The organism is Yersinia sp. 2553 StPb PI, assembly GCF_052217105.1.
Taxonomy (GTDB): domain Bacteria; phylum Pseudomonadota; class Gammaproteobacteria; order Enterobacterales; family Enterobacteriaceae; genus Yersinia; species Yersinia enterocolitica_E.
Window position 1 is genome coordinate 951,591 of the sequence record NZ_JAZGPX010000002.1, and the last position, 26,482, is coordinate 978,072.

A 26,482-nucleotide genomic window follows, 5' to 3' on the forward strand; every position below is an offset into this window, starting at 1 on the left:
CAATAACCCGAACGATTTGAATTAAAGGTAGCAACAGTGCTGATAAAAATTAAAACGATAGTAATAGCACGGGACTGAGAGGAGAAAAAGCGCTGTTAGCCATAGAGTGGTGGGAATGGTTAATAAAAAGGCACTAAGTGATATTCACTCGTGCCTTTTTTGGCGAACATTAAACTCGTTTTCTGGTGGAAAAAAATTAATGTTTACGGTGATCGCGATCTTGATATTCCGATGACTCAATTTTAGCAATGCCTGCTTCTAAGATATTTATTAATTGGCGTGCAACATCGGTGGTTAACCAGAGCGTTCTATCAACCAGCGCATCTTCTGGCGGTTGATCCATGGAAGACAGGTAATGAAGACGTATCATCATAGCGTCGTATACATCTACAGTGCTGATATCCCAGCCTACAAGCGGGTGAGTCTGAATAACTTCATCATTTCTGTCCATAAAGACCCCTTATATAGTAGTTACTGACTGGAGTGACTAATGAGGATCAATGCGGCTCATTATCAAGTGAGCTTTTTCAGTATACGCAACCGCCGATAAATTTGGAGATTATCGCAAGATCTTTACAAATTATTTATTTTATGATGATTTCTTAATCAACAATAAATGGGTTAAAAGAAGTCGGTGAGTAAAGAAAGTTTAGACGCTTATATAAAAAAGCCGAGGAGCGACTCCCCGGCAAAACAGCATTACATTGGGTTACTCCGCGTCGAACCAGTCGTCAGCGCTTTCCCATATTTCTTGTAATATTTCAGAGATCAAATCTTTATCTGTTTTGGCACCACCTAAAACGGAAAGATTATTTGCTCCGGCATAACGTATTTGTACTGCGGTGGTGGTGTCCGGGAATTTGGTGTTGAGTCTTTTACTCAATTCATGGGTTAGTGCTTCGATAGCACCTGCGGGTAACGGGTTTTTTTTATCAATACTCACTTCAACACGCATATTTGGCCCTCCGAATATTTATACTGGTTATTTATACAGTACAAATATTCAGGTTGCAAGTGACTGATATAAAAATCGTCGCTGTAAAGGGTTAGCCCCTACAGCGGCGGTTATCAGCTTTTAACTGACCAATTGATAGTCTGACCGGCCAGGAAAGGAATCACAGATTCATCCCCTAATGGGATCTCTTCTGGTTGTTGGAAGGGGGCCTTAACCAATTCAACAACCTCTTCGTTAATCGGCAAGCCATAGAAGCGTGGACCATTTAATGAACAGAATGCTTCAAGATGCTGTAGCGCATTCATCTCTTCAAACACAGTAGCATAAGCTGGCAGCGCTGATGGTGCGTTGAACACGCCAGCACAGCCACAGGATGACTCCTTACGATGTTTGGTATGGGGAGCGGAATCGGTTCCGAGGAAGAAACGGTCTGAACCACTAGCAACGGCCTGGCGCAATGCTTCTTGATGCGTGCTGCGTTTCAATATTGGCAGACAGAACAAGTGGGGGCGAATACCACCGACCAGCATGTGATTGCGGTTAAACATCAGATGCTGCGGGGTGATAGTTGCACCAAGGAAACGATTGCCTGCCAGCACGTAATCGGCCGCATCTTTGGTGGTTATGTGCTCGAAGACAATTTTCAATTCAGGGAATTGGCGACGTATCGGTTCCAGAATCTGTTCAATAAAGCGCGCTTCGCGATCAAAAATATCAACGGCAGCTTCTGTTACTTCACCGTGGATCAGCAGCGGCATACCTATCTTTTGCATTTGCTCAAACAACGGGTATATCGCCGGGATATCGGATACACCATGATTTGAGTTGGTCGTAGCATTCGCTGGATACAGTTTTGCCGCAGTAAATACGCCTTGTTCAAAGCCGGTGGTCAGTTCTTTGACATCAAGTGTATTGGTCAGATAACAGGTCATCAACGGCGTGAAGTTATGCCCGGCAGGTACTGCGGCTAAAATTCGTTCCCGATAAGCGATAGCACTGGCAACAGTCGTAATTGGTGGAGCCAGATTGGGCATGACAATGGCCCGGGCGAACACCTCGGAGGTATAGGGCAGCACGGTACTGAGCATTTCGTCATCACGTAAGTGAATATGCCAGTCATCCGGGCGGCGAATTTTCAGGGTTTGGGGTTGTGCAGTCATTCAACTAGCTCCGCAGTCATGATGAGATATTGGGGTTTTTATACTGTTTCCGGCGGGGTCTAAGGATAAGCGGAAAGTGCGCAGGATGCATCTGATTGTTAGGGTTAAGTTGAAAACAAGGCAAAAAGGGCATCTTATAGAGGGGCTCGGGATAAAATTGCCCGTTAGGGTGAGCTATTGATTAGCAGTAAAATACGCTAATTGAATGTACAGCATGGGAGAATAACTATGGAAGTCCGTGTCATCGCCAGTTTAGTGGCAAAACCTGAATTTATTGATGCAGTAAAAGAAGCGGTTCATTTGGTAATAGAACCGAGTCGTGAGGAGAAGGGGAATCTGCAATATGATCTCCATGCCGAAAGCGACCAGAAAGGTTCTTTTGTGTTTTTCGAACGCTGGGCATCTGATGATGCATTGGAAAAACATAATAAAACCGAGCACTTCAAAGCGTTTGTCAAAGCTATTGAAGGCAAACTGGAAAACCTCGAAATAAAGAAACTGAAACAGATAGCCTGAGAGTGATCTCTGGTTAAAGATATCACCAATATAAAAAAACCCGCCTGATGGCGGGTTTTGTCTTTGCAATGTCTGGTCGGAATAATATTACATTTATTCGACAGATTGCGGTTTTGTTGCCGGCGCGGTTGCCTGAGTTGCCGCCGCATGGCCACCAGCAGAACCTTTACCTGCAAAATCAAAGGCTGGACGTTCCCACTGACCTTTAGTCGGTGACTCTGGCGCGTAATCCGGTGCCGGTGCTTTGGTCATCGGTGCTGAAGCGTAATGTTTGAACACCACACCTTCAGGGTGAGCGATAGTCGACTGTTGTGGCACAACAGCAACAGGAGCCTCAACCACAACCGTGTCACTGACACTGGCTTCGACAGCGGTTTCTTCAATTAGCGGTTCTTCAATTGTCGATGTTTCAACAACGACTTCGGTCACTGCCTGTGCTTCAGCTACAGCGTCTTCCACCACAGTTTCAGCTACAACCGCATCTTCCGCCGGTGTTTCAACAATAGTTGTTTCAACAACAGCAGTTTCAGCAACAATGGTTTCTTCCACCACCGCTTCTTCAGCAGTTGTATCCTCAATTACCGTTTCCTGAACCACAGGTTCAGCGGTAGCTTCCGCAACGCCAGTTTCTTCAACGTCGGATACTGCTTCAACCGCTGCGGTAGTTTCAGCTTGCACCACCTCAGCGACAGCTTCAACGGTTGGTTCTACAGCAGTTGGCTCAACGGCAACAGGTTCTACAACCACTGGCACGACAACAGGAGCACGGCCAGGAACGGCTGCGGCTGAAGATGAAGAACCACCTGGTTTATGTTGCGCAGCAGGTGTCGGAGTGACAGTTTCAGTCACGGCGACGACGACAGGTGCGGCAACGACTGGGGCTGCTACAATCACGGCCGGAATATTAACCGGGGTCTCTACTGCTGCAACTGCTATTGGCAATGGTTGTTCAACCGGGTTTTCTACAAAAGCAGGTTCAACTGTTTGAGCTACTGGATAACGGACCCACACTTTGCCTGAAGCCATTTCTGGTGAGGCGAAAGCGCCGGCCAGTGGCATAGCAGATTGTGTCGGGTAACGCTCATCACGATAGCGACGACGACGCTGGCCACTGACGCGCAGATGACGAGGTGAGCGGCGTGAACGACGTGGCATACCATTTTCATTATTGGCATTGCGATCGTGAGTAGCTTCATCATCCGCTTGAACAGTCGTTTGTGGCAGTAATTTCACTTCTTCCTGCACAACTGGCGCTGCAATGCTTGCTAGCGGTGCACTAACAGGATTTTCCTGGGCTGCATTTTCCAGCACATTCAGCTCATCATTGGCAGATTGAATACGGACTTTCTGATTCAATTGGCGGCGTTGACGACGCTGCATAACCTGTTGACGTTCTTCTTGCTCAGGTTGCACCTCTTCGACCACACTGACTGCTGCCACTTCTACTTCTGCTTTGACTTCCTGTGGTGCCTGACGTTTATCTTCCTGACGACGGCGCTGACGATCACCGCGACGCTGTGGTTGCTGCTCGTCACGTGGCGCTTTATCCGTTTCAACAACGTCAGTTTGTGCTTGCGGCGCAGTAGTTTGCGCCACTGGACGCTTGTTGCGACGCTGATCTTCACGACCTTCGCGGTTCGCATTGTCACGACCACTGTTGTCACGGCTATTGCTATCACGGCCACTGTTGTCACGTGTGCTGTTATCACGGCCTTCACGTGGTGTACGGTCGCCTCTCTCTTTGCGGCCATTGTTCTGGCGACGAGGATTACGACGATCATTACGGCGGTTTTCGGTGGTTTCGGTTTTCTCGACCTCTACCGGTTTAACTTCTTCTGCTGATGTGCCGAATATACCTTTTAGGCCACTGAACAAACGGCTAAAGAAGCCAGGCTGTTCTGAGGTAGCAGCAGATGCGGTTACTTGTGGCGCAACGCTTGGTTTAGCACTGACGCTAGCAGGTGCAGCTTCCGGTGGTACTTCGGTTGGCAGAGAGAAAGTCGCCAACGCTGGTTGTTCTGGGCGTTTACGCTCAATTGTTGCTTCTTCTAACGGCTGCGCCATTTCTGCTTCATGCAGTTGTGGTAGCAGGTAGCTGAGAGAAGGAACCTCTTCGCCTTTACGTACCCGAAGAACAGAGTAGTGCGGTGTTTGCATCTGATCGTTTGGCACGATCACCGCACGTACACCACCTTGACGTTTTTCAATGGCATTGACGGATTCACGTTTTTCGTTAAGCAGATACGACGCAATCTGTACCGGTACAATGGCGTGAACTTCATGGGTATTTTCTTTCAGCGCTTCTTCTTCAATCAGACGCAGAATAGAAAGTGACAGTGATTCGTTGTCACGAACGGTACCGGTACCGCTACAGCGTGGGCACACGTGGTGGCTTGACTCACCCAGTGACGGGCTAAGACGCTGACGGGACATCTCCAGCAAGCCGAAGCGAGAGATTCGGCCAATCTGGATGCGGGCACGGTCTTGGCGAACGGCATCACGCAGGCGGTTTTCAACTTCACGCTGATGGCGCACTGGTGTCATATCGATGAAGTCGATAACAATCAGGCCACCGAGGTCACGTAAACGTAACTGGCGGGCAATTTCATCAGCGGCTTCAAGGTTGGTGTTAAACGCGGTTTCTTCGATATCGCCACCACGTGTTGCACGCGCGGAGTTGATATCAATTGCCGTCAGGGCTTCGGTGGTATCAATAACGATAGAACCGCCGGAAGGCAGACGTACTTCACGCTGGAACGCTGACTCAATCTGAGACTCAATTTGGTAGTGGCTGAATAAGGGGATTTCACCACTATACAATTTGATTTTGCTACTGAAATCCGGGCGACCCAGAGCGGCGATATGCTCTTTTGCCAGTTCGAGAACTTTAGGGTTATCGATCAGGATCTCGCCGATATCCGGGCGCAAATAATCACGGAAAGCGCGGACAATTACGTTACTTTCCTGATGGATTAAGAATGGCGCAGGGCGACCTTCAGCGGCTTTTTTAATCGCATCCCAATGCTTGAGGCGGAATGACAAGTCCCATTGCAGTGCATCAGCAGATTTGCCAACACCGGCAGTACGGACAATCAGACCCATGCCATCAGGCAATTGCAGGGAGGATAGGGCTTCTTTCAGTTCGGTGCGGTCATCACCCTCAATGCGACGGGAGATACCACCGGCACGTGGGTTGTTCGGCATCAGAACCAAATAACTGCCAGCCAGGCTGATGAAAGTTGTTAGTGCGGCACCTTTATTGCCACGTTCTTCTTTATCAACCTGAACGATAACTTCTTGGCCTTCGCGCAGCACATCTTTGATGTTTGGGCGGCCATGAGAGGAATAATTACTAGGGAAATATTCGCGAGAAATTTCTTTTAGTGGGAGGAAACCATGACGTTCAGCGCCGTAATCAACAAAAGCGGCTTCCAGACTGGGTTCTATTCGGGTGATTTTGCCTTTGTAAATATTCGCTTTTTTCTGTTCATGACCTGGGCTTTCAATATCCAAATCATACAGCCGCTGTCCATCTACAAGGGCAACACGCAACTCTTCTTGCTGAGTTGCGTTAATCAACATTCTTTTCATCTTTAACTTACTCGTTATTTTTACATTGGCGTTAGAACTGCGGGCAAAATAACCTCTATGGCCGGGTAAACCGATGACCCCGAGTCTTCTAGCAAAGCCGTCAACCTCACGGTTGTCGCCTGCATAGGGGCGCATTATTTCGGTAAGCCTGTGTTTCTTTCTGAAAAACAGCGCTTTTATATAAAGGGGTGCTTCTGAATATAAGACAACAGAGCAGACCCACTTGCCGGCCAAGCTGCAACCCGCAGCCCGCTAATTGCTTGATTTCACATTACGTCTTACGCCATTGCTGCGTTTTTGTGTGATCAGGCAAAGTTTATTATTCCACAAGTCTCTTGGTCTAACGAGAATCAACGCAGAATTAGTGACATTATTCCATTGCTGACACTGATATAGCAAGATGACTTTACCTGTCTACGTAAAGATTCTTTTACTGTTTTCACAGCGTTGGCGGCTATCGTTGTCTTATTAAACAATAAATGCGCGCAAACGTTATCTTTAAATAGCCAGACTGACAGTTAAGCACAGAAAAAGGGGTGGCGCTAATTCCTCGGTGTATTTAGAATCGCGCACCATGAAAACGAATAATCCAGTAGTACAATTAATCACCATTTCTGCCGACGAAGCTGGTCAGCGGATCGATAACTTTTTGCTCACTAAATTGAAAGGTGTGCCAAAGAGTATGATCTACCGCATCGTGCGCAAAGGTGAGGTTCGCGTTAATAAAGGGCGCATTAAGCCAGAATATAAACTGGTTGACGGGGATGTGGTCCGGATACCGCCAGTGCGCGTCGCTGAGCGCGAAGAGGTTCAGGTCTCTGCCAAACTTGATAAAGTTGCGGCGTTGGCCGACTGTATTTTATTTGAAGATGACTATCTGTTGGTGTTGAACAAGCCTTCTGGCACGGCGGTTCATGGTGGCAGTGGTTTGAGTTTTGGTGTTATTGAAGCCTTGCGTGCATTGCGCCCCGAAGCCCGCTTCCTTGAATTGGTTCATCGCCTTGACCGTGATACCTCCGGTGTCTTATTGGTAGCGAAAAAACGCTCTGCGCTGCGTTCTTTGCATGAGCAACTGCGGTTAAAAGGGATGCAGAAAGACTATTTGGCATTGGTTCGTGGTCAATGGCAATCTCACTGTAAAGCGGTGCAGGCACCTTTGTTGAAGAATATTATACAAAGTGGCGAGCGAGTGGTGAAAGTCAGCAGCGAGGGCAAACCGTCAGAAACGCGTTTTAAAGTTGAAGAGCGCTTTGAGCATGCAACCTTGGTCAAGGCCAGCCCGATTACTGGTCGTACTCACCAGATCCGCGTACATGCGCTCCATGCGGGTCACCCAATTGCTTTTGATGATCGCTATGGCGACCGTGAATTTGATCAACAATTGCAAGGAACCGGGCTGCATCGTTTATTCTTGCATGCTGCGGCATTACGTTTTGAGCATCCCAATAGCGGTGAAACCATGCGCATTGAAGCGCCACTGGATAATCAGTTACGCCACTGTTTGTTGATATTACGAAAGAAAGCAGCAGAAAAATAAATTGCCGTAATAAATAATTGAAGTAACAGGGTGCAAGTATCAATTGCGCCCTGTTTTGTTATGCAGTATTTACAGGAGCGGATTTACTCCTTGCTCAATCAGCATCTCGGTGAGGGCGATTAACGGCAGACCGATAAGTGTATTTGGGTCGCGGCCTGATAATCTATCAAATAGGGTAATACCCAATCCCTCACTTTTAAAACTGCCGGCACAATCCCATGGTTGCTCTCGCGTCAAATAACCGTCTATTTCTGCTTCACTTAGCGTTCGGAAATAAACGTCAAAAGTTTCGCACAGGCAGTTAATGCTGTTGGTTGCTGTATTCAATAGGGCCAGACCGGTATAAAAAGTGACACATTGTCCACTGGCCTGCTGCAATTGCTTCATTGCGTTTGCATAATTGTGGGGTTTCCCGACGATTAATCCGTCAATGACACAGACCTGATCAGAGCCGATTATCAGATGTTGTGGAAAACTCCCCGCCAGTGCCAGTGCCTGTGCTTTTGCACTCGCCAACCGCTGCACTAGCGCGCTGGCTTCTTCACCTGCCTGTGGGCTTTCATCGGTCTGTGGTGCCGCAGTAACAAAAGGTAATTGCAGCTTTTCCAGCAAAGTCCGACGATATGATGAGGTTGAAGCAAGAACCAGTTGCAGCATAATATTTTCCATAAACCGTAGCGTAATTTAATCAGGCATTTTAAACTGTCTGCCGCTTCGGAAGCGAATATTGGTGAAAGGTGCAGTAAAAAGGCCTTTTTCTTTGACTCTATGTCGTTACAAAGTTAATATGCGCGCCCTATGCAAAAGGTAAAATTACCCCTGACCATTGATGCGGTTCGTACCGCTCAGAAACGTTTAGATTACGCAGGTATCTATTCTCCTGAGCAGGTTACACGTGTAGCCGATTCAGTGGTAAGTGTGGACAGCGATGTCGTGGCCTCATTATCGTTTAATATCGATAATCAGCGCCTGGCGGTTATTACAGGTCACGCGGACGTCGATGTAACATTGATGTGTCAGCGCTGTAGTAACACGTTTGCACAACATGTTCATACAACGTATTGTTTTAGCCCGGTCGTCAATGATGAGCAGGCTGAAGCATTACCGGAAGCGTACGAGCCGATCGAAGTCGACGAATTTGGCGAAGTTGATCTGCTGGCTATGATTGAAGACGAAATTATTCTTTCACTGCCTGTCGTTCCGGTACATGATTCTGAACACTGTGAAGTGTCCGAGGCGGACATGGTATTTGGTAAACTGCCTGAAGAGGTGGAGAAACCGAATCCATTTGCCGTATTAGCCAGTTTAAAGAAAGTAATTAAGGAGTAAGGTCAATGGCCGTACAACAGAACAAACCAACTCGTTCCAAACGTGGCATGCGCCGTTCACACGATGCGCTGACCACTGCCACTCTGTCTGTGGACAAAACTTCCGGTGAAACTCACCTGCGTCACCACATCACAGCCGACGGTTTCTACCGTGGCCGCAAGGTTATCGGCTGAGTAGTACTTGCTAATCTTTAGCAAGGCGATACCTTGACTTGTCTAACCCTAGCGTTAGATGCAATGGGTGGGGATTTCGGTCCCCACGTCACAGTGCCTGCTTCATTGCAGGCACTGGCCTCTAATCCACGGCTTAAACTCCTGCTGGTCGGGAATCCCGACACCATCACTCCGTTACTTGTTAATGCCGATCCTTTGTTGCTGGTGAGGTTACAGGTCATCCCTGCTGAGCATGTTATTGCCAGCGATGCTAAACCCTCACAAGCTATTCGTGCCAGTCGTGGTACCTCGATGCGCATAGCGCTGGAGTTGGTCAAAAACGGGGACGCGGCAGCCTGTGTGAGTGCAGGGAATACAGGAGCCTTGATGGGGCTGGCGAAGATGATGATTAAGCCATTAGATGGAATAGAGCGCCCGGCGTTAATGACTGTCATCCCAAACCAGCAACGCAGCAAGACGGTGGTGCTGGATTTAGGGGCTAACGTTGAATGTGATAGTACAATGTTGGTGCAGTTTGCTGTCATGGGTTCGGTGATGGCAGAAGAAGTTGTCGGTATTACCAACCCGCGTGTTGCTTTGCTCAATATCGGCGAAGAAGAAACCAAGGGGTTAGATAATATCCGCGAAGCCGCCGCAGTATTAAGAAATACACCGGCGATCAACTATATTGGTTATCTGGAAGGCAATGATTTGCTTACGGGTAAGACCGATGTGATGGTTTGTGACGGCTTCGTGGGTAACGTCACTCTAAAGACCATGGAAGGTGTGATAAGAATGTTCTTGTCACTGCTCAAATCATCGGGCGAAGGCAGTAAACAGTCCTGGTGGCTTAAACTCATTGGGCGCTGGCTGCAAAAACGTGTGGCAAAACGGTTCGGTCATTTGAACCCCGACCAGTATAATGGTGCATGTCTGTTAGGATTGCGGGGCATTGTAATCAAGAGTCATGGCGCGGCGAATCAACGTGCATTCGCAGTCGCAATCGAACAGGCGGTGCAGGCGGTGCAGCGGCAAGTCCCTCAACGGATAGCCGCGCGCCTTGAAGCGGTATTACCCAAGAGTGACTGATCGTACATGTATACTAAGATTCTCGGTACGGGGAGTTATCTGCCCGTACAAGTGCGCAGCAATGCTGATTTAGAAAAAATGGTGGATACTTCGGACGAGTGGATTGTCACCCGTACAGGTATTCGTGAGCGGCGTATTGCCGGCCTGGATGAAACAGTCGCAACCATGGGTTTCCATGCGGCTGAAAAAGCACTGGAGATGTCTGGCGTTAGTAAGGACCAGATTGGGCTGATTATTGTTGCTACCACCTCTTCAAGCCATGCTTTCCCAAGCTCGGCCTGTCAGGTACAGCAAATGCTGGGTATTAAAGATGCAGCCTCTTTCGATTTGGCAGCAGCCTGTGCGGGCTTTACCTATGCGCTGAGTGTGGCTGACCAATATGTGAAAAGTGGTGCGGTTAAGCATGCCATCGTGATTGGCTCCGATATGTTATCGCGCGCACTGGACCCAGAAGACCGCGGTACGATTATTCTGTTTGGTGATGGTGCAGGTGCTGTGGTATTAGGCGCATCTGAACAGCCTGGCATACTGTCAACCCATTTGCATGCCGACGGCAGCTATGGTCAGTTGCTGGCACTGCCGTACCAAGATCGCCAAAAACAAGAGCAACCAGCCTATGTCACCATGGCCGGTAATGAAGTATTTAAAGTCGCGGTGACTGAGCTTGCCCACATTGTGGATGAGACATTGCAGGCCAACAATCTGGAGCGCAGTGCGCTGGATTGGTTAGTGCCGCATCAGGCTAACCTGCGTATTATTACCGCAACGGCGAAGAAGTTAGGCATGGGGATGGATAGAGTGGTGATAACTCTTGATCGTCATGGCAACACCTCTGCGGCATCTGTCCCTGCGGCGCTGGATGAAGCGGTGCGAGATGGGCGTATTCAACGTGGGCAGTTAGTGCTGCTGGAAGCGTTTGGCGGTGGCTTTACCTGGGGCTCTGCGCTGGTTCGCTTTTGATTTAACAGTACCTTTTTTGATTTAACAGGAAAGCAGAATGTCGAAATTTGCAATGGTATTTCCAGGCCAGGGTTCTCAATCCCTTGGCATGCTGGCCGATTTGGCGGCACAATTTCCGATAGTTGAAGCGACTTTCAGTGAAGCGTCGTCGGTACTGGGTTACTCCCTTTGGCAGCTAGTGCAGCAAGGCCCGGCAGACGAATTGAATAAAACGTGGCAGACACAACCGGCATTGCTGGCGGCATCTGTTGCAATTTGGCGTGTCTGGCAACATCAAGGCGGCAAGCTGCCGACAATGATGGCAGGTCATAGCTTGGGTGAATACTCAGCGCTGGTTTGCGCGGGTGTGATTGATTTCAAACAGGCGATCACTCTGGTTGAATTGCGCGGCAAACTGATGCAAGAAGCGGTACCAGCAGGCACCGGCGCAATGTACGCCATCATAGGTCTGGATAATGAATCCATTGCTAAAGCCTGTGAAGAATCAGCACAAGGTCAGGTTGTTTCGCCTGTCAATTTTAACTCGCCAGGCCAGGTCGTGATTGCCGGCAACAAAGAAGCAGTAGAACGCGCAGGGGTTGCTTGTAAAGCGGCCGGAGCCAAGCGCGCCTTGCCTTTACCGGTCAGTGTGCCATCTCATTGTGCGTTAATGAAGCCGGCGGCTGATAAGTTAGCCGAAGCACTGGAAAACATTGAATTCCAGGCGCCATTGTTCCCGGTTGTCAATAATGTTGATGTGAAAACGGAAGTTTCACCAGACGCTATCCGTAGTGCGCTGGTGCGCCAACTCTACAACCCGGTACGTTGGACTGAGAGTGTTGAATTTATGGCAGCAGAAGGTATTGAGCTGCTGTTAGAAGTTGGGCCAGGTAAAGTCTTGACTGGCTTGACCAAGCGTATCGTGGATACTTTAACCGCAGCACCGGTAAACGATGTTGCTACATTGACCAGCGCGCTTGAAAACTAAGAAAGAGGATAACATGAGCTTCGAAGGAAAAATTGCGCTGGTAACCGGCGCGAGCCGTGGGATTGGCCGTGCGATTGCAGAATTATTGGTCGAACGTGGTGCCCGGGTTATTGGCACTGCGACCAGTGAGAAGGGTGCAGAAGCGATTAGTGCCTATCTGGGTAGCAATGGCAAAGGCTATATGTTGAACGTCGTGGAACCCGCGTCAATCGATGCTGTTTTGACAGCGATTCGTGCGGAATTTGGCGAAGTTGATATTTTAGTGAATAATGCAGGTATTACGCGTGATAACCTGCTGATGCGTATGAAGGATGAAGAGTGGCAAGATATTATTGACACCGATCTGACTTCTGTATTCCGCCTGTCAAAAGCGGTAATGCGCGCTATGATGAAAAAGCGGTTTGGGCGTATCATAACCATCGGGTCTGTGGTTGGGACAATGGGCAATGCGGGGCAGGTTAACTACGCGGCAGCTAAAGCGGGTCTGATCGGTTTTAGCAAGTCTTTGGCGCGTGAGGTTGCTTCACGTGGCATTACTGTCAACGTTGTGGCACCTGGCTTTATTGAGACGGACATGACGACGGCGTTGACAGATGAACAACGCGCAGGCATTTTAGCCCAAGTACCAGCTAACCGGCTTGGGCAAGCTAAAGAAATCGCCAGCGCTGTTGCATTTTTAGCCTCTGACGAGGCCAGCTACATCTCTGGTGAAACGTTACATGTCAATGGCGGCATGTATATGATTTAAAAATCACGAAAGTATTTGCATTATTTGAGGTGAAAACCGCAAAATAGCGTAAAATCGTGGTTTGACCAGCCGAGATTTAGTTGCATCTTTTTCAACATTTTATACACTACGAAAACCATCGCGAAAGCGAGTTTTGATAGGAAATTTAAGAGTATGAGCACTATCGAAGAACGCGTTAAGAAAATCATCGTTGAACAACTGGGTGTTAAAGAAGACGAAGTGAAGAACAGTGCTTCTTTCGTTGAAGATCTTGGCGCGGATTCTCTGGACACCGTTGAGCTGGTAATGGCTCTGGAAGAAGAATTTGATACTGAGATTCCAGACGAAGAAGCAGAGAAAATCACTACTGTTCAGGCAGCTATTGATTTTATCAACGCTAACCAGCAGTAAGCGAACATGCTTTAAGTTTAGATAGTTAGGCGGTCACTCGACCGCCTAAGTTTTTTTTGTCCTAAGTGTTATTTTCCCTCCTTGGAGGACAACCGTGTCTAAGCGTCGAGTTGTTGTGACTGGACTGGGCATGTTGTCTCCTGTCGGTAATACAGTAGAATCCACATGGAACGCTGTTCTTGCCGGGCAGAGTGGCATCAGCCTGATCGACCATTTCGATACTAGTGCCTATGCAACGAAATTTGCTGGCTTAGTAAAAGATTTTAATTGTGAAGAGTTCATTTCGCGTAAAGATGCACGCAAAATGGATGCATTCATACAGTACGGCATTGTTGCTGGCATGCAAGCCATGCAAGACTCAGGGCTTGAAATAACCGAAGCCAATGCTCCTCGTATCGGTGCCGCTATTGGTTCTGGTATTGGTGGGTTGGGTCTGATTGAAGAGAACCACACCGCGCTGGTGAATGGTGGGCCACGTAAAATTAGCCCGTTCTTCGTGCCATCAACCATTGTTAACATGATTGCCGGCCATCTGACCATTATGTGTGGTATGCGTGGGCCAAGTATTTCTATCGCGACTGCCTGTACTTCTGGTGTGCATAACATCGGTCAAGCGGCACGTATCATTGCTTACAATGATGCGGATGTCATGCTGGCAGGTGGCGCTGAAAAAGCCAGTACTCCACTGGGTGTCGGTGGTTTTGGTGCCGCTCGTGCATTGTCTACTCGTAACGATAATCCGCAAGCCGCAAGCCGCCCGTGGGATAAAGACCGTGATGGTTTCGTTCTGGGTGACGGCGCAGGCATGATGGTGCTGGAAGAGTACGAGCACGCGAAGAAACGTGGTGCAAAAATCTATGCTGAAGTTGTTGGGTTTGGGATGAGCAGCGATGCCTATCACATGACCTCTCCACCGGAAGACGGTTCAGGAGCAGCGCTGGCAATGGTGAATGCATTACGTGATGCGGGTGTGACCCCATCTCAAATCGGCTATATCAATGCCCATGGCACATCGACTCCTGCTGGCGACAAAGCCGAAACGCAGGCAGTTAAGTCTGTATTTGGTGAAGATGCCCGCAAAGTGATGGTCAGTTCCACCAAATCCATGACTGGGCACTTGTTAGGTGCAGCCGGTGCGGTTGAGTCTATCTTCACTGTGCTGGCGTTGCGTGATCAAGCTATTCCGCCAACCATTAATCTGGATAACCCGGATGAAGGTTGTGATTTGGATTTTGTTCCGCATGAAGCCCGTCAGGTAAAAGATATGGAGTACACCTTGTGTAACTCCTTCGGCTTCGGTGGCACTAACGGTTCTTTAGTTTTCCGCAAGGTCTAACTTCTGCTGTTAAGCTTCTGCTGCTAAAAAGGCCCGGTTTTCCGGGTCTTTTATTAGGTTAACCCCGCATCACTTAATGGCTCAACGTGAGTGCTGTCACCGCTAACGTCGCGCCACAGTGCCAAGTAAGAAAGAGATAACATCCCGCCATAATCACTGTCTTAATAAGAGATAAATCTGAAAACAGCCATTGACTAAATCTGCTACTGTCGCCATGTACAATTTTTATTTATGTACAGTATATATTTACTGGCAAGGTATATTTAGCAACTGAATGTATGGCAAACAATACCCCTCCCATTTAAAGAGAGTCTGAATGTTCTGGATTAATGGTATAGAGCAAAATTTGATTTCAGCGTCAGACCGCTCAGTGCAGTTTGGTGATGGCTGCTTTACGACGGCAAGGGTATCTCATGGTCGGGTAGTGTGGCTTGATAAACATATACTGCGCCTGCAACAGGCAACCGAACGCTTGTTGATGCCGACAGTAAACTGGAATGCCTTGACTAAGGAAATGGTCGAGGCGGCAAACCATACTGAAGATGGGGTACTGAAAGTGATTATTAGCCGGGGTAGCGGTGGGCGCGGCTACAGCGGTACTGCTTGTCAGCACCCTACGCGCATTATTTCGCTTAGTGATTATCCGGCGCATTATCATAGTTGGCGTGAGCGGGGTATTTCATTGGCATTAAGCCCGGTGACATTAGCTCGCAGCCCATTGCTGGCGGGTGTTAAGCACCTGAATCGCCTTGAACAAGTGTTGATTCGTGCGCATCTTGAGCAGACAGAGGCTGATGAGGCACTGGTGCTTGACACTGCGGGCCTGCTGGTGGAATGCTGTGCGGCTAATTTATTCTGGCGTAAAGGTGGCGCAATATTTACCCCGGACTTAAGCCAGTCGGGTGTTGATGGCATCATGCGCCAGATGATTATTACCTGTCTGGCCGGGCATGGGCAGCAGGTAGCGATTGTGGCGCAGCCACTGGAGGCACTGGCTGATGCGGATGAAATTATCGTGTGCAACGCGCTGATGCCGCTACTGTCTGTGAACCGCGCCGATAAATGGCTTTATCACTCGCGTCAGTTGTTTGATTTCCTGAATCAGTATTGTTGCGATGCATAACTGATGGTCTCAGCAGCATGTTGGTTTTAATGTATAGCGTAGATGACTACCTTTAATTTGAAGATGGCCACCCGATGAAAATAAAAAGCACCCGAGTTGTAATCCTTTTTGCCGCTATCTGTTTGGGATTAGTGCTGTTGGGTTATCAGAAAATACAACACTTTGCGGACCAGCCGCTGGCTATCCAGCAAGAAACCATCTTTAAACTCCCCGCCGGTACGGGGCGGGTCGCATTGGAGAATTTACTGCAACGTGACCACGTGATTAAAAACACCCGTTTGTTCCCCTGGCTGTTACGTATAGAGCCTGAGTTGGCAAAATTTAAGGCGGGGACTTACCGTTTTACCCCTGGCATGACGGTGCGCGGCATGCTGGAATTACTCGCCAGTGGTAAAGAAGCACAATTTACCGTGCGCTTTATTGAGGGCAAGCGGCTACGTGACTGGCTGGATGAGTTGCAGCAGTCGAAATACGTAAAACATGTTTTGGCCGGCAAAAGTGATAGTGAGATTGCGGTGTTACTGGGGTTAAAAGACAGTGATCACCCTGAGGGTTGGCTCTATCCTGATACCTACTCCTATACCGCCGGGACGACTGATCTGGCCTTACTCAAACGTGCCCATGCGAAGATGGAAAAGACGGTTGATGAAATTTGGCAAGGGCGAGAGGAATCTTTACCCTATAAGACACCGGGTGAGCTGGTCACCATGGCATCTATCATCGAAAAAGAAACCGCAGTAAATGAAGAACGCACTAAAGTCGCATCGGTGTTTATTAACCGTCTGCGGATTGGTATGCGCCTGCAAACTGACCCTACAGTCATTTATGGTATGGGTGACAAGTATAATGGCAACATTAGTCGTAAAGACTTAGATACACCAACACCTTATAATACCTATGTGATTTCTGGTTTGCCGCCCACCCCAATAGCCATGCCGGGGCTGGCATCACTGACGGCTGCCGCGCATCCGGCCAAAACCGCCTATCTCTACTTTGTGGCAGATGGTAAGGGCGGGCATACATTTACCACCAATTTAGCCAGTCATAACCAAGCGGTACGGGTCTATCGTCAATCGCTTAAGGATAAAAATGAACAGTAAATTTATCGTTATTGAAGGGCTGGAAGGGGCAGGGAAAACCACCGCCAGAGACACCGTGGTTGCCACGCTGCGCGCCCAAGGGATTAACGATATTGTTTTTACCCGAGAGCCGGGTGGGACACCATTGGCAGAAAAACTGCGTGATTTGATTAAACAAGGTATTGATGGTGAAGTCCTGACAGATAAAGCCGAAGTGCTGATGCTGTATGCCGCGCGAGTACAATTAGTTGAGAATGTAATTAAACCGGCGCTGGCTCGAGGCAGTTGGGTGGTGGGTGATCGCCATGATCTCTCATCTCAGGCGTATCAGGGAGGAGGGCGTGGCATTGATAGCCAACTGATGACGTCACTGCGTGATACCGTATTGGGTGAATTCCGCCCTGATCTAACGCTGTATCTTGATCTGCCGCCTGTGGTCGGTTTAGCACGCGCTCGTGCCCGTGGCGAGTTGGATCGTATTGAACAAGAGTCGCTGGCCTTTTTTGAACGCACGCGGGCACGCTATCTCGAACTGGCCGCCGCTGATAGCAGCATAAAAACCATCGATGCCTCCCAATCTCTTGAGCAAGTGAGCACATCAATCAGCCGGGTACTGACTCAATGGCTGGCCAGCCGGGAAACCGCATAATGAAATGGTATCCGTGGCTTACGGCCCCTTATCGCCAGTTGATAGGGCAGCATACTGCCGGGCGCGGGCACCACGCGTTATTACTCCACTCCTTGCCCGGTAATGGCGAAGAGGCGTTGATTTATGGCCTCAGTCGCTGGCTGATGTGCCAGCAGCGGCAAGGTGAGAAAAGTTGTGGTGAATGCCATAGCTGCCGTTTAATGCTGGCGGGTAACCACCCGGACTGGTATGTACTGGCACCGGAAAAAGGTAAAAGCAGTATTGGGGTCGAATTGGTGCGTCAGCAGATAGATAAGCTCTATTCCCATGCACAACAAGGTGGGGCTAAGGTGGTGTGGTTGCCACACGCCGAACTGTTGACCGATGCGGCGGCAAATGCCTTATTGAAAACCTTGGAAGAGCCACCGGAGAAAACCTATTTCCTGCTGGACTGCCATCAACCCGCCAGTTTGTTAGCTACGCTGCGTAGCCGCTGTTTTTACTGGTATTTAGCCTGCCCAGATACCGCACTCAGTTTGCAATGGCTGCAACGCCAGACTCAAGCAGAACCGTTGACGGCGCTGGCCGCGCTTAAATTGAGTGAGGGCGCACCCTTGGCAGCCGAGCGGTTGTTGCAACCGGAGCGCTGGACTCTACGAACTGCGCTGTGTAGCGCGCTGAGTAGTGCATTGAACAGTTCGGACCTACTGTCATTGTTAGTGCAGTTGAACCATGATGATGCAGCTGAACGCCTCCAATGGCTCTCTTCGCTGCTGCTGGATGCTTTGAAATGGCAACAAGGTGCTGGCGAGTTTGCTGTTAATCAGGATCAATTGTCGCTGGTACAACAGTTGGCACGCGTAGCCACCACACTGGTGTTGCTTCAGTCAACGCAACAACTGGCAAAATGCCGTCATCAATTACTATCTGTCGTCGGTGTCAACCGTGAATTGTTACTCACTGAGTTGTTACTTAACTGGGAAACCGCGTTATCCACCGGCACCTATTCCACCTCACCTTGATTGTACACTCAACGTAATTGGCGTTGCAGCGGCTGGCCGAAGGATGGGCCGAGTAACGAATATAGCGAGCGCCCCTGCGGCTTCAATTATGAAAAGTATGGAAGAGTTTAATATTATGTTGTTAGTAGATTCACACTGCCATCTTGATAGCCTTGATTACCAGACGTTGCACAGCAGCGTCGATGATGTATTAGCCAAAGCAAATGCGCGAGATGTCGGTTTCGTCCTGGCGGTAGCCACTACGTTACCGGGCTTTTCTGCCATGACATCCCTTATTGGCGAACGCCAAAATGTGGCATTTTCATGTGGTGTTCATCCGTTGAATCTCGATGGTGGCTATGATTTCCAGCAACTCAGAAGCCTGGCTGCGGCAGATAATGTGGTGGCGATGGGCGAGACCGGGCTGGATTATTTTTATCAGCAAGATAATATCCCGCTGCAACAAGCCTCTTTCCGTGAACATATTCGTATTGGTCGCGAATTAAACAAACCGGTGATTGTGCATACCCGCGATGCGCGTGAAGATACACTCGCAATTTTGCAGGAAGAGCAGGCGCAGGAGTGTGGTGGTGTTTTACATTGCTTTACAGAAGACAAAGCCACGGCAGCAACGCTATTAGACCTCGGTTTTTATATCTCATTCTCGGGGATTCTCACTTTTCGTAATGCGGAACAACTGCGTGATGTGGCCCGTTATGTTCCGCTGGATCGGATATTAGTAGAAACCGATTCACCTTATCTGGCCCCGGTTCCCCACCGTGGCAAAGAGAATCAACCAGCCTATGTCCGTGATGTTGCAGAGTATATGGCAGTGCTGAAAGGCGTGAGTCTTGAATCACTGGCGCAGGCGACGACTGACAACTTCTGCCGGTTATTTCATCTGGACCCTTCCCGGCTCGCCAGTGAAAATAGTTAGCCTCCTTCATAATACTTTTTTTTAAGCTCGTAATTAATCCCCGGAACGAGTAATGTTCTCACCCGATTTATTGGGTGAGGGCAGGTCTTGTTGACGTTTTTTTACAAAAAATGCGCGATTTGATGCAAATTAAGCGCTTTCTTGAAAGAAACGTGACTGCCATCAAACATTAAGCAGGCTATTTATTTTACTCTTCGTAAAAATTAAAAGGGTGCTTTAGACACCCTTATTCGCAAAGGCTTACTCCCCCCTTTGTAATGCCAATAAACGCGAGAAACAGCAGAAAAGCACTATTACTCAGGAGCACACTCAACTATGTTTAAGAACGCATTTGCAAACCTGCAAAAGGTAGGTAAATCGCTAATGCTACCGGTATCCGTCTTACCCATCGCAGGTATTCTGCTGGGTGTCGGTTCCGCGAATTTTAGCTGGCTACCAACAGTAGTCTCTCACGTAATGGCAGAAGCGGGCGGTTCCGTCTTTGCTAACATGGCATTAATCTTTGCTATTGGCGTTGCACTCGGCTTTACCAATAACGACGGTGTATCCGCGTTGGCGGCAGTTGTTGCTTACGGCATCATGGTGAAAACCATGGCTGTGGTAGCGCCTCTGGTCTTGCATCTGCCAGCAGAAGAAATTGCGGCCAAACATTTAGCCGATACTGGGGTACTGGGCGGGATTATTGCAGGTGCTATAGCCGCCTACATGTTCAACCGCTTCTACCGTATTCAGTTACCTGAATATCTCGGTTTCTTTGCGGGCAAACGCTTTGTTCCGATTATTTCTGGTTTCACCGCTATTTTCGTTGGTGTGATCCTGTCCTTCGTATGGCCACCTATCGGTACTGCGATCCAGACCTTCTCCCAATGGGCGGCTTACCAGAACTCAGTCGTTGCTTTTGGTATCTACGGCGTAGTTGAACGTGCGCTGGTACCATTCGGTCTGCACCATATCTGGAACGTACCATTCCAAATGCAAATTGGTGAATACACCAACGCAGCAGGTCAGGTGTTCCACGGTGACATTCCACGTTACATGGCGGGTGACCCAACTGCCGGTAAACTGTCTGGTGGCTTCCTGTTCAAAATGTACGGTCTGCCAGCCGCTGCGATTGCGATTTGGCATTCAGCCAAGCCGGAAAACCGCGCTAAAGTGGGCGGGATCATGATCTCCGCAGCACTGACCTCATTCCTGACGGGTATCACCGAACCAATTGAATTCTCCTTCATGTTCGTGGCACCAATTTTGTATGTTATCCATGCAATTTTGGCTGGTCTGGCGTTCCCAATCTGTATTCTGCTTGGAATGCGTGACGGTACCAGCTTCTCCCATGGTTTGATTGACTTCATTGTTCTCAGTGGTAACAGTAGCCGTATCTGGCTGTTCCCTCTGGTGGGTATTTGCTACGGTCTGGTGTACTACACCATCTTCCGTGTGCTGATTACCAAACTGGACCTGAAAACACCGGGTCGTGAAGAGACAACCACTGAGCAAACTGTCCAGGGCGGCACAGAAATGTCAGCGGCACTGGTAAATGCGTTTGGTGGTAAAGAGAACATCACTAACCTGGATGCTTGTATTACCCGTCTGCGTGTCAGCGTGGCGGATGTCTCCAAGGTTGACCAACCTGGTCTGAAGCGACTGGGTGCTGCGGGTGTAGTGGTGGCAGGGTCTGGTGTTCAGGCTATCTTCGGGACTAAATCAGATAACCTGAAAACAGATATGGACGAGTATATTCGTAACCATTAATTCAGGTTTGGGGAGTGCAAAGGGGAGGCGAAAGCCTCCCTTTTTTTGTTGGAAAAACGTTACTGTGGTTCTAACCATGTCGTCTGGAAATCAAACCAACCAAGGTTATTCAGATGTGCGCCCTGAGCCTGCGGTGGGGCTTTCAGGCGCATCCAGTGATGGAATAATGGCTGTAACCAGCCGTCAGCTATAACCTCTCTGACTAATTGCTCGGTACTGAGGGACTGGTTACGCCAGTTGTGCAGGTATGTCTGCAAACGCATCTCATCACCACCTACAATAGATTGGCGCAATAGCGGCATACCCAGTAACCATGCCCCGATATTCCACTCTTCTGGAACTGCAAAATTCACCGTCCCCAGCCACAAATCAACATCGGCATCGCCCTTGGCCCAGGTGGTGTAATCAAGCTCTGATACCACTAGCCTAATCCCCTGTGCCGCCAAAATATGCGACATTTCCGTAACCAGCATCGTATATTCTGGGTGTTGGGCATGATAGGCCAAGGTTAACACCGGGCTGTCATCAGCCATTGTCGTCGCGGCGAAAGGAGAACTTTTATCTCCTGAATGCATCGAGTGGAACCATGTCGGTAAAACACTGCTGGCGGGTACCCAGAACGGGCGAATTGGCTCAATCAACCGTTGGGTAACGTTATATGGATTGAGTACCTCTCGCAGCCAACGGCGTTGCTCTATGTGGTGCCAATGGGGTGAGCGGCTGTCACATAACAGAAAATATCCACCCCGTTCCAAAAACATCTCTTGGGTTGAATCTGAAGGTTTACCCGTCAGGCTGGCAGCGAATCCAGCGACATAATCAATATCACTGATACTGGAGCTTAGCCACGTTGCACTCTGAATATGATCAATACTCAGTTGCTCAGCGAGTACAGTTGGCGTTTGCGTATGCTGACGGGCCAGATCAGGGAAGATAAGGACTTCAACTTCATCCAGCAGGCCACGAAAACCAAAATAGTGGTCAAAGGATTTTATCTGCAAATGCCAATCATCATTTTCGGCGACCCGATAAGGGCCGGTGCCTACCGGATGAGACGCAAAATCGGGTCGTGAGGCGTGGTCGCTCGGCAAAATCAGTGCTGCGTGGTGAGTCAGCAATAGCGCAAGATGCGGGTCGGGTTGATTCAGTTCGATAATGACACTCAGTGGCCCATATGCGCTGACGTATTGAATATGTGAAAATAGCGGCAAGTCAGTACAACGCATCAATGAGTTGACCACATCATGGCTGGAAAGCTCGCGACCATCATGAAACTGTACGCCAGGGCGTAAGTGAAAGCGCCAGTGTAATGGGTCCAACATGCGCCATTGATGGGCTAAATCGGTGGCAACTTAGCCGTTTTCCTCATTTATCCGCGTCAGGCCATTAAAGATCTGCCGAACTAAATGTAATTCAGATCGGCGCAGTGGGGTTCCAGGATAAAGGTTAGCCATGGCGCGGTAGTAGGGAATTCGCAAGGCTTGATAGTCATCACGTATCCGGTACCCCAACTTGGTTCGGAGCAACGGGGTAATAAGCTGCTTATCTTCTCCCAGTAGCGCAATGGCCTCGTTGAAATCGCCTGAATCCAATAACTGTTCCGCTTTTTCAATCAATAGTTGATGAGTGTTCCGCAATAGTTGTAAATGTGAACGGCGACCACGGCCAGCTTCTGACTGCCATATTAACCAGCCAGCCTGTTGCATTTTAACCAGCAATGTCCGCATATGGCGCTTAGTGCAGCTAAGCTTGTCGGCTAATTCTTGCAGTGTAATCGTAACCTGTTGCACTCCAACCACGCCCAATAAGCGTAAATATTGTTGCTCAAGACGTCGACTGACCATAAAAGAGGATCTCTATTGAATGAATCTCAGCAGTTTTTAATATCACCTTTTTAGCCGATAATTTTTAGTACAGCAAGGGCTTATCGCCCACCGTCCTTCGGTATGAAAAGCTTGTACGGGCAGGGCGTAATGACTATTTAAGGTGAGAAGATGACCCGGTATTTAAATAAAGACACCCAAGTGTGTATTTCTCTGGCGGCCAGGCCCAGTAACTTTGGTACCCGTTTTCACAACTTTTTGTACGATGCCTTAGACCTCGATTATCTGTATAAGGCTTTTACCACCACTGATCTTGTTGCCGCCATCGGTGGTGTGCGGGCGCTGGGATTTCGTGGTTGTGCCATCTCAATGCCCTTTAAAGAGACGGTGATTCCGCTGGTGGATGAGATGGACCCATCAGCTAAAGCCATTAACTCAGTAAATACTCTGGTCAATACCGCAGGCTACCTTAAGGCGTACAACACCGACTATATCGCCATCGCCATGTTGCTTGCGACATATCAGGTGTCATCAAAGCAGGTTTTTGCTTTACGTGGCAGTGGTGGCATGGCAAAAGCAGTGGCTTTTGCATTAAAAAATGCAGGTTTTAAGCAGGGTTATATCATTGCGACAAATGAAGTGACAGGTAAGCAGTTAGCGGATCAATCAGGTTATATTTATCGCCCTGATATGCAGGATGTTCGGGCTAATGTGTTGATTAATGCTACGCCGGTGGGGATGTCGGGGGGGAAGGATGCTGATGCTTTGGCATTTACTCAGGGTGAAATAGATAGTGCGGATATCATTTTTGATGTGGTGGCACTGCCGGCAGTCACCCCACTTATCCGTTACGCCAAAGCACAGCAGAAAACCGTTATTACTGGCGCAGAAGTATTTGCTATTCAGGCGGTTGAGCAATTTGTGCTGTATACGGGGATTCGCCCAGAGCCCGCTTTGTTTGAAAAAGCGGCGGCTTATGCCAGAGGCTGATTATTGAGGTTGAAATCAATAGAATTTGTCGCTCATACTACGCATTCTCCGTTTTATAATGATAAAGGAAATGCGTAATGGCCGAAGAAACGATTTTTAGCAAAATTATCCGCCGTGAAATTCCTGCCGACGTGGTCTACCAGGATGAGTTGGTGACGGCGTTTCGTGATATTGCCCCACAGGCACCCACCCATATCTTAATCATTCCCAACATTCTTATTCCAACTGTGAATGATGTCACCGCAGAACATGAAGCCACACTGGGTCGTATGATTACCGTGGCAGCTAAACTTGCACAACAAGAAGGCATTGCCGAAGAGGGTTATCGCCTGATCATCAACTGTAACCAACATGCCGGGCAAGTGGTCTATCATATTCATATGCACCTGGTTGGTGGTCGCTATCTGGGTTCATTGTTGTCACATAAATAATGATGCTGCATCAATAGCGGCATAATGATTGAGTCTAAATGAGGTAAGCCTATGCGCCGTGTTAAGGCGTTTTTATTACCGGTGATGGTGTCGGCGTGTATCGCGACATTATTGGGGTGCAGCAACCCGAAAGGGATTGCAGTAAATAAACAGCAAACCGTGGTAATGGATTCGTCGGTTCTGACGGCAGGTATTTTGGCTTCTCAACCCACAGTATCACTCTCTTCTGGCAATAATGTTGCGCGTTCAGTTATCACGAATAGCCAGAATAAGCCGGTAAGAATCAACTACCGTTTTTATTGGTATGATACCCAGGGCTTAGATGTGCCGCCGCTGGAAGCGCCGCGTTTTATGATGATAGCACCAGGGGACGATGTCACTATTCAGTCAGTTAATAATAATTTTAATGCGCGCAGTGCACGCCTTCATTTATTTTTATAACCGATTGATTTTCACCATTGGAGTAGGGCAATGAAAAGGTATTTATTTGTGGTTTTAGCAGCGCTAGTGCTGACCGGTTGTCCGTCCCGGACGCCTGTTGCACCAACGACACCGCCCGTCACCATTGAACCGGTAACCCCCCCTGTCGTTGAGACACCTCCGCCGGTAGACACCGTGCCGCAGCCACCGAAAGTGCAATCTATCGATTGGGCTATCAGTGTCGAGCCGTTGGTGGCGAAAATGGTGAATAACAACGAAGTGGCGAATGGCAGCATTCTGCTATTGGATAGCGTTAAAAACAACACCAATGGTGCATTGCAAACGGCGAAAGCCACCGCCGCATTACATCAAGTGCTAGCGTCGAATAAAAAGTTTGTCTTGATCTCGCCGCAACAATTAGCCGTTGCTAAGCAAACGCTGGGGCTTTCGGAAGAAGATAGCCTGGGGTCGCGCAGCAAAGCGATTGGTTTGGCCCGCTATGTCGGCGCTCAATATGTGCTGTACAGCGATGTGAGTGGTGATGTGAAGTCGCCAACCATTGAAATGCAATTGATGCAGGCGCAATCAGGCGAAATTATTTGGTCAGGTAATGGCCCGGTTCAGCGCTGATCCCTCTCTGTATGCATTCATTGACAGCATAAATCCGGCGATGAAAATCGCCGATTATCACTTTAGTCCGGTCGCGGGGCTAACCGGTGAAAGCTGGCGTATTACAGCACCCAATATTGACTGGTTGGCACGTCAACAATCACTAGCCAAGCGTCAGTTGGGGGTGAACCGGCGGCGGGAACGAAAACTGTTACGACACGTGGCCAATCAGCATTTCTCACCGGCCATTATTGCCGCCGATCAGTACTGGTTAGTGGTTAATTGGCTTGAAGGTGACGTTGTCACTAATGAGCAATTTATTGAATTATCAGATAATGGGCAGTTGCCACAGTTATTGGCCCGTCTGCATCATCTGCCCATCAGCGGCTACCGTTTCGACTTGCGCCGTCAGTTAACCCGCTATGGGCAATTGATTGACTCAACGCGCCGCTCACCTGCCTGGTTGCGCCGCCAACATGACTTTCTGCGCCGCCCGCTACCGCAGCCTATTAAGTTGGCGCCGTTGCATATGGATGTCCATCCCGGCAATGTGTTAATGACCCCAACCGGGCTGAAACTGATTGATTGGGAATATGCTGCCGATGGGGATATCGCATTGGATATTGCGGCGCTGTTTCGCGGCAATAACTGGTTATTGCCACAACAACATGCCTTTTTACAGCACTACTGCGCGAGTGAGCAGGGATACCCTGACATCAAACGCTTATCACAGCAGATACAGCGCTGGTTACCGTGGATTGATTACCTGATGCTGATGTGGTTTGAGGTGCGCTGGCAGCAAACGGGTGATGAGACATTTTTACAATGGGCGTCGCCACTGCGCCAGCGGTTTAATTTATCGTTTTAATTCGTAGCGTTACCCAAAGAAATTGGCGTAGCAGCCAGGCAAATCAACCCCCTGTGGCGGCCCCGTCCGAGGGGTATTTTATTGAATGAAGTGA

The 26,482-nt window shown here is 48.9% G+C and carries 26 protein-coding genes and 1 pseudogene; 21 read left to right on the forward strand and 6 right to left on the reverse strand.

The genetic code is table 11. The features are described from left to right. Nucleotides 1-196: 196 nt before the first annotated feature. The 3 genes from bssS to pyrC all read right to left on the reverse strand — a co-directional run bounded on the left by bssS (nucleotide 197) and on the right by pyrC (nucleotide 2,115). Entirely contained in the window at nucleotides 197-451 is a 255-nt protein-coding gene (gene bssS / locus V2A84_RS05575; protein ID WP_083158513.1) for a biofilm formation regulator BssS, read from the reverse strand. A gap of 258 nt (nucleotides 452-709) precedes the next feature. After that, nucleotides 710-955, reverse strand: coding sequence for a DNA damage-inducible protein I (dinI, locus tag V2A84_RS05580; protein WP_083158514.1), 246 nt, complete (start codon nucleotides 953-955; stop codon nucleotides 710-712). Nucleotides 956-1,068: 113 nt separating this feature from the next. Then, nucleotides 1,069-2,115, reverse strand: coding sequence for a dihydroorotase (gene pyrC, locus V2A84_RS05585; protein ID WP_083158515.1), 1,047 nt, complete (start codon nucleotides 2,113-2,115; stop codon nucleotides 1,069-1,071). 228 nt (nucleotides 2,116-2,343) lie between these two features. On the opposite strand from pyrC, the gene V2A84_RS05590 reads away from it, so the two are divergent. Continuing rightward, complete coding sequence (locus V2A84_RS05590) at nucleotides 2,344-2,631, forward strand: putative quinol monooxygenase (protein WP_083158516.1); 288 nt, start codon at nucleotides 2,344-2,346, stop codon at nucleotides 2,629-2,631. Nucleotides 2,632-2,724: 93 nt separating this feature from the next. Here V2A84_RS05590 and rne read toward each other — a convergent pair whose 3' ends face one another. Then, nucleotides 2,725-6,222, reverse strand: a complete 3,498-nt coding sequence (gene rne / locus V2A84_RS05595; RefSeq protein ID WP_083163569.1) for a ribonuclease E — start codon at nucleotides 6,220-6,222, stop codon at nucleotides 2,725-2,727. A gap of 574 nt (nucleotides 6,223-6,796) precedes the next feature. On the opposite strand from rne, the gene rluC reads away from it, so the two are divergent. Then, a complete protein-coding gene (gene rluC / locus V2A84_RS05600) occupies nucleotides 6,797-7,759 on the forward strand; it encodes a 23S rRNA pseudouridine(955/2504/2580) synthase RluC (protein ID WP_083163572.1) in 963 nt (320 codons plus the stop codon). 69 nt (nucleotides 7,760-7,828) lie between these two features. Here rluC and V2A84_RS05605 read toward each other — a convergent pair whose 3' ends face one another. Then, a complete protein-coding gene (locus V2A84_RS05605; RefSeq protein ID WP_442848648.1) occupies nucleotides 7,829-8,416 on the reverse strand; it encodes a Maf family protein in 588 nt (195 codons plus the stop codon). 141 nt (nucleotides 8,417-8,557) lie between these two features. Here V2A84_RS05605 and yceD point away from each other — a divergent pair, with 141 nt between their 5' ends. The 14 genes from yceD to ptsG all read left to right on the forward strand — a co-directional run bounded on the left by yceD (nucleotide 8,558) and on the right by ptsG (nucleotide 21,247). After that, entirely contained in the window at nucleotides 8,558-9,088 is a 531-nt protein-coding gene (gene yceD, locus V2A84_RS05610) for a 23S rRNA accumulation protein YceD (RefSeq protein WP_083158518.1), read from the forward strand. A gap of 5 nt (nucleotides 9,089-9,093) precedes the next feature. Further along, nucleotides 9,094-9,261, forward strand: coding sequence for a 50S ribosomal protein L32 (gene rpmF, locus V2A84_RS05615; protein WP_002210931.1), 168 nt, complete (start codon nucleotides 9,094-9,096; stop codon nucleotides 9,259-9,261). A 33-nt stretch (nucleotides 9,262-9,294) separates the two neighbouring features. Beyond that, nucleotides 9,295-10,329 (forward strand): phosphate acyltransferase PlsX, encoded by a 1,035-nt coding sequence (gene plsX, locus V2A84_RS05620; RefSeq protein ID WP_083158519.1) that lies wholly within the window; start codon nucleotides 9,295-9,297, stop codon nucleotides 10,327-10,329. Nucleotides 10,330-10,335: 6 nt separating this feature from the next. Beyond that, complete coding sequence (locus tag V2A84_RS05625) at nucleotides 10,336-11,289, forward strand: beta-ketoacyl-ACP synthase III (RefSeq protein WP_083158520.1); 954 nt, start codon at nucleotides 10,336-10,338, stop codon at nucleotides 11,287-11,289. A 37-nt stretch (nucleotides 11,290-11,326) separates the two neighbouring features. Beyond that, nucleotides 11,327-12,256 (forward strand): ACP S-malonyltransferase, encoded by a 930-nt coding sequence (gene fabD, locus V2A84_RS05630; RefSeq protein WP_083158521.1) that lies wholly within the window; start codon nucleotides 11,327-11,329, stop codon nucleotides 12,254-12,256. 13 nt (nucleotides 12,257-12,269) lie between these two features. Beyond that, the gene (gene fabG, locus V2A84_RS05635) at nucleotides 12,270-13,004 is read left to right on the forward strand and encodes a 3-oxoacyl-ACP reductase FabG (RefSeq protein WP_083158522.1); all 735 of its coding nucleotides are present in this window, start codon (nucleotides 12,270-12,272) and stop codon (nucleotides 13,002-13,004) included. Between the two features lie 153 nt (nucleotides 13,005-13,157). Next, nucleotides 13,158-13,394 (forward strand): acyl carrier protein, encoded by a 237-nt coding sequence (gene acpP, locus V2A84_RS05640; RefSeq protein ID WP_002220787.1) that lies wholly within the window; start codon nucleotides 13,158-13,160, stop codon nucleotides 13,392-13,394. A gap of 94 nt (nucleotides 13,395-13,488) precedes the next feature. Beyond that, nucleotides 13,489-14,730 (forward strand): beta-ketoacyl-ACP synthase II, encoded by a 1,242-nt coding sequence (fabF, locus tag V2A84_RS05645; protein ID WP_083158523.1) that lies wholly within the window; start codon nucleotides 13,489-13,491, stop codon nucleotides 14,728-14,730. A 316-nt stretch (nucleotides 14,731-15,046) separates the two neighbouring features. Then, entirely contained in the window at nucleotides 15,047-15,853 is an 807-nt protein-coding gene (pabC, locus tag V2A84_RS05650) for an aminodeoxychorismate lyase (RefSeq protein ID WP_372569287.1), read from the forward strand. 74 nt (nucleotides 15,854-15,927) lie between these two features. Continuing rightward, nucleotides 15,928-16,953, forward strand: coding sequence for an endolytic transglycosylase MltG (mltG, locus tag V2A84_RS05655; protein ID WP_083158525.1), 1,026 nt, complete (start codon nucleotides 15,928-15,930; stop codon nucleotides 16,951-16,953). Next, nucleotides 16,943-17,581, forward strand: a complete 639-nt coding sequence (tmk, locus tag V2A84_RS05660; RefSeq protein ID WP_083158526.1) for a dTMP kinase — start codon at nucleotides 16,943-16,945, stop codon at nucleotides 17,579-17,581. The genes mltG and tmk overlap by 11 nt, the downstream gene beginning before the upstream one ends. Further along, complete coding sequence (gene holB, locus V2A84_RS05665; RefSeq protein WP_442848649.1) at nucleotides 17,581-18,582, forward strand: DNA polymerase III subunit delta'; 1,002 nt, start codon at nucleotides 17,581-17,583, stop codon at nucleotides 18,580-18,582. Before tmk ends, holB begins: the two co-directional genes overlap by 1 nt. A 115-nt stretch (nucleotides 18,583-18,697) precedes the next feature. Continuing rightward, the gene (locus V2A84_RS05670; protein ID WP_083163574.1) at nucleotides 18,698-19,498 is read left to right on the forward strand and encodes a metal-dependent hydrolase; all 801 of its coding nucleotides are present in this window, start codon (nucleotides 18,698-18,700) and stop codon (nucleotides 19,496-19,498) included. 315 nt (nucleotides 19,499-19,813) lie between these two features. Beyond that, nucleotides 19,814-21,247: a PTS glucose transporter subunit IIBC gene (gene ptsG / locus V2A84_RS05675; RefSeq protein ID WP_083158528.1), complete on the forward strand. Its 1,434-nt coding sequence runs from the start codon at nucleotides 19,814-19,816 to the stop codon at nucleotides 21,245-21,247. 59 nt (nucleotides 21,248-21,306) lie between these two features. Here the strand turns inward: ptsG and V2A84_RS05680 are convergent. Then, nucleotides 21,307-23,091, reverse strand: a pseudogene (locus V2A84_RS05680) (SgrR family transcriptional regulator). 150 nt (nucleotides 23,092-23,241) lie between these two features. Here V2A84_RS05680 and V2A84_RS05685 point away from each other — a divergent pair. From V2A84_RS05685 to thiK, 5 genes are all read left to right on the forward strand, one after another. Then, nucleotides 23,242-24,060: a shikimate 5-dehydrogenase gene (locus V2A84_RS05685; protein WP_083158530.1), complete on the forward strand. Its 819-nt coding sequence runs from the start codon at nucleotides 23,242-23,244 to the stop codon at nucleotides 24,058-24,060. A gap of 77 nt (nucleotides 24,061-24,137) precedes the next feature. Beyond that, complete coding sequence (gene hinT, locus V2A84_RS05690) at nucleotides 24,138-24,491, forward strand: purine nucleoside phosphoramidase (RefSeq protein ID WP_083158531.1); 354 nt, start codon at nucleotides 24,138-24,140, stop codon at nucleotides 24,489-24,491. Between the two features lie 51 nt (nucleotides 24,492-24,542). Beyond that, nucleotides 24,543-24,932 carry a YcfL family protein gene (locus tag V2A84_RS05695; RefSeq protein ID WP_083158532.1) on the forward strand — a complete coding sequence of 130 codons (390 nt, stop codon included), beginning with the start codon at nucleotides 24,543-24,545 and terminating at the stop codon, nucleotides 24,930-24,932. 30 nt (nucleotides 24,933-24,962) lie between these two features. Next, complete coding sequence (gene lpoB, locus V2A84_RS05700) at nucleotides 24,963-25,541, forward strand: penicillin-binding protein activator LpoB (protein WP_083158533.1); 579 nt, start codon at nucleotides 24,963-24,965, stop codon at nucleotides 25,539-25,541. 40 nt (nucleotides 25,542-25,581) lie between these two features. After that, nucleotides 25,582-26,388, forward strand: coding sequence for a thiamine kinase (gene thiK / locus V2A84_RS05705; RefSeq protein ID WP_102970553.1), 807 nt, complete (start codon nucleotides 25,582-25,584; stop codon nucleotides 26,386-26,388). The last annotated feature ends 94 nt before the right edge of the window (nucleotides 26,389-26,482 follow it).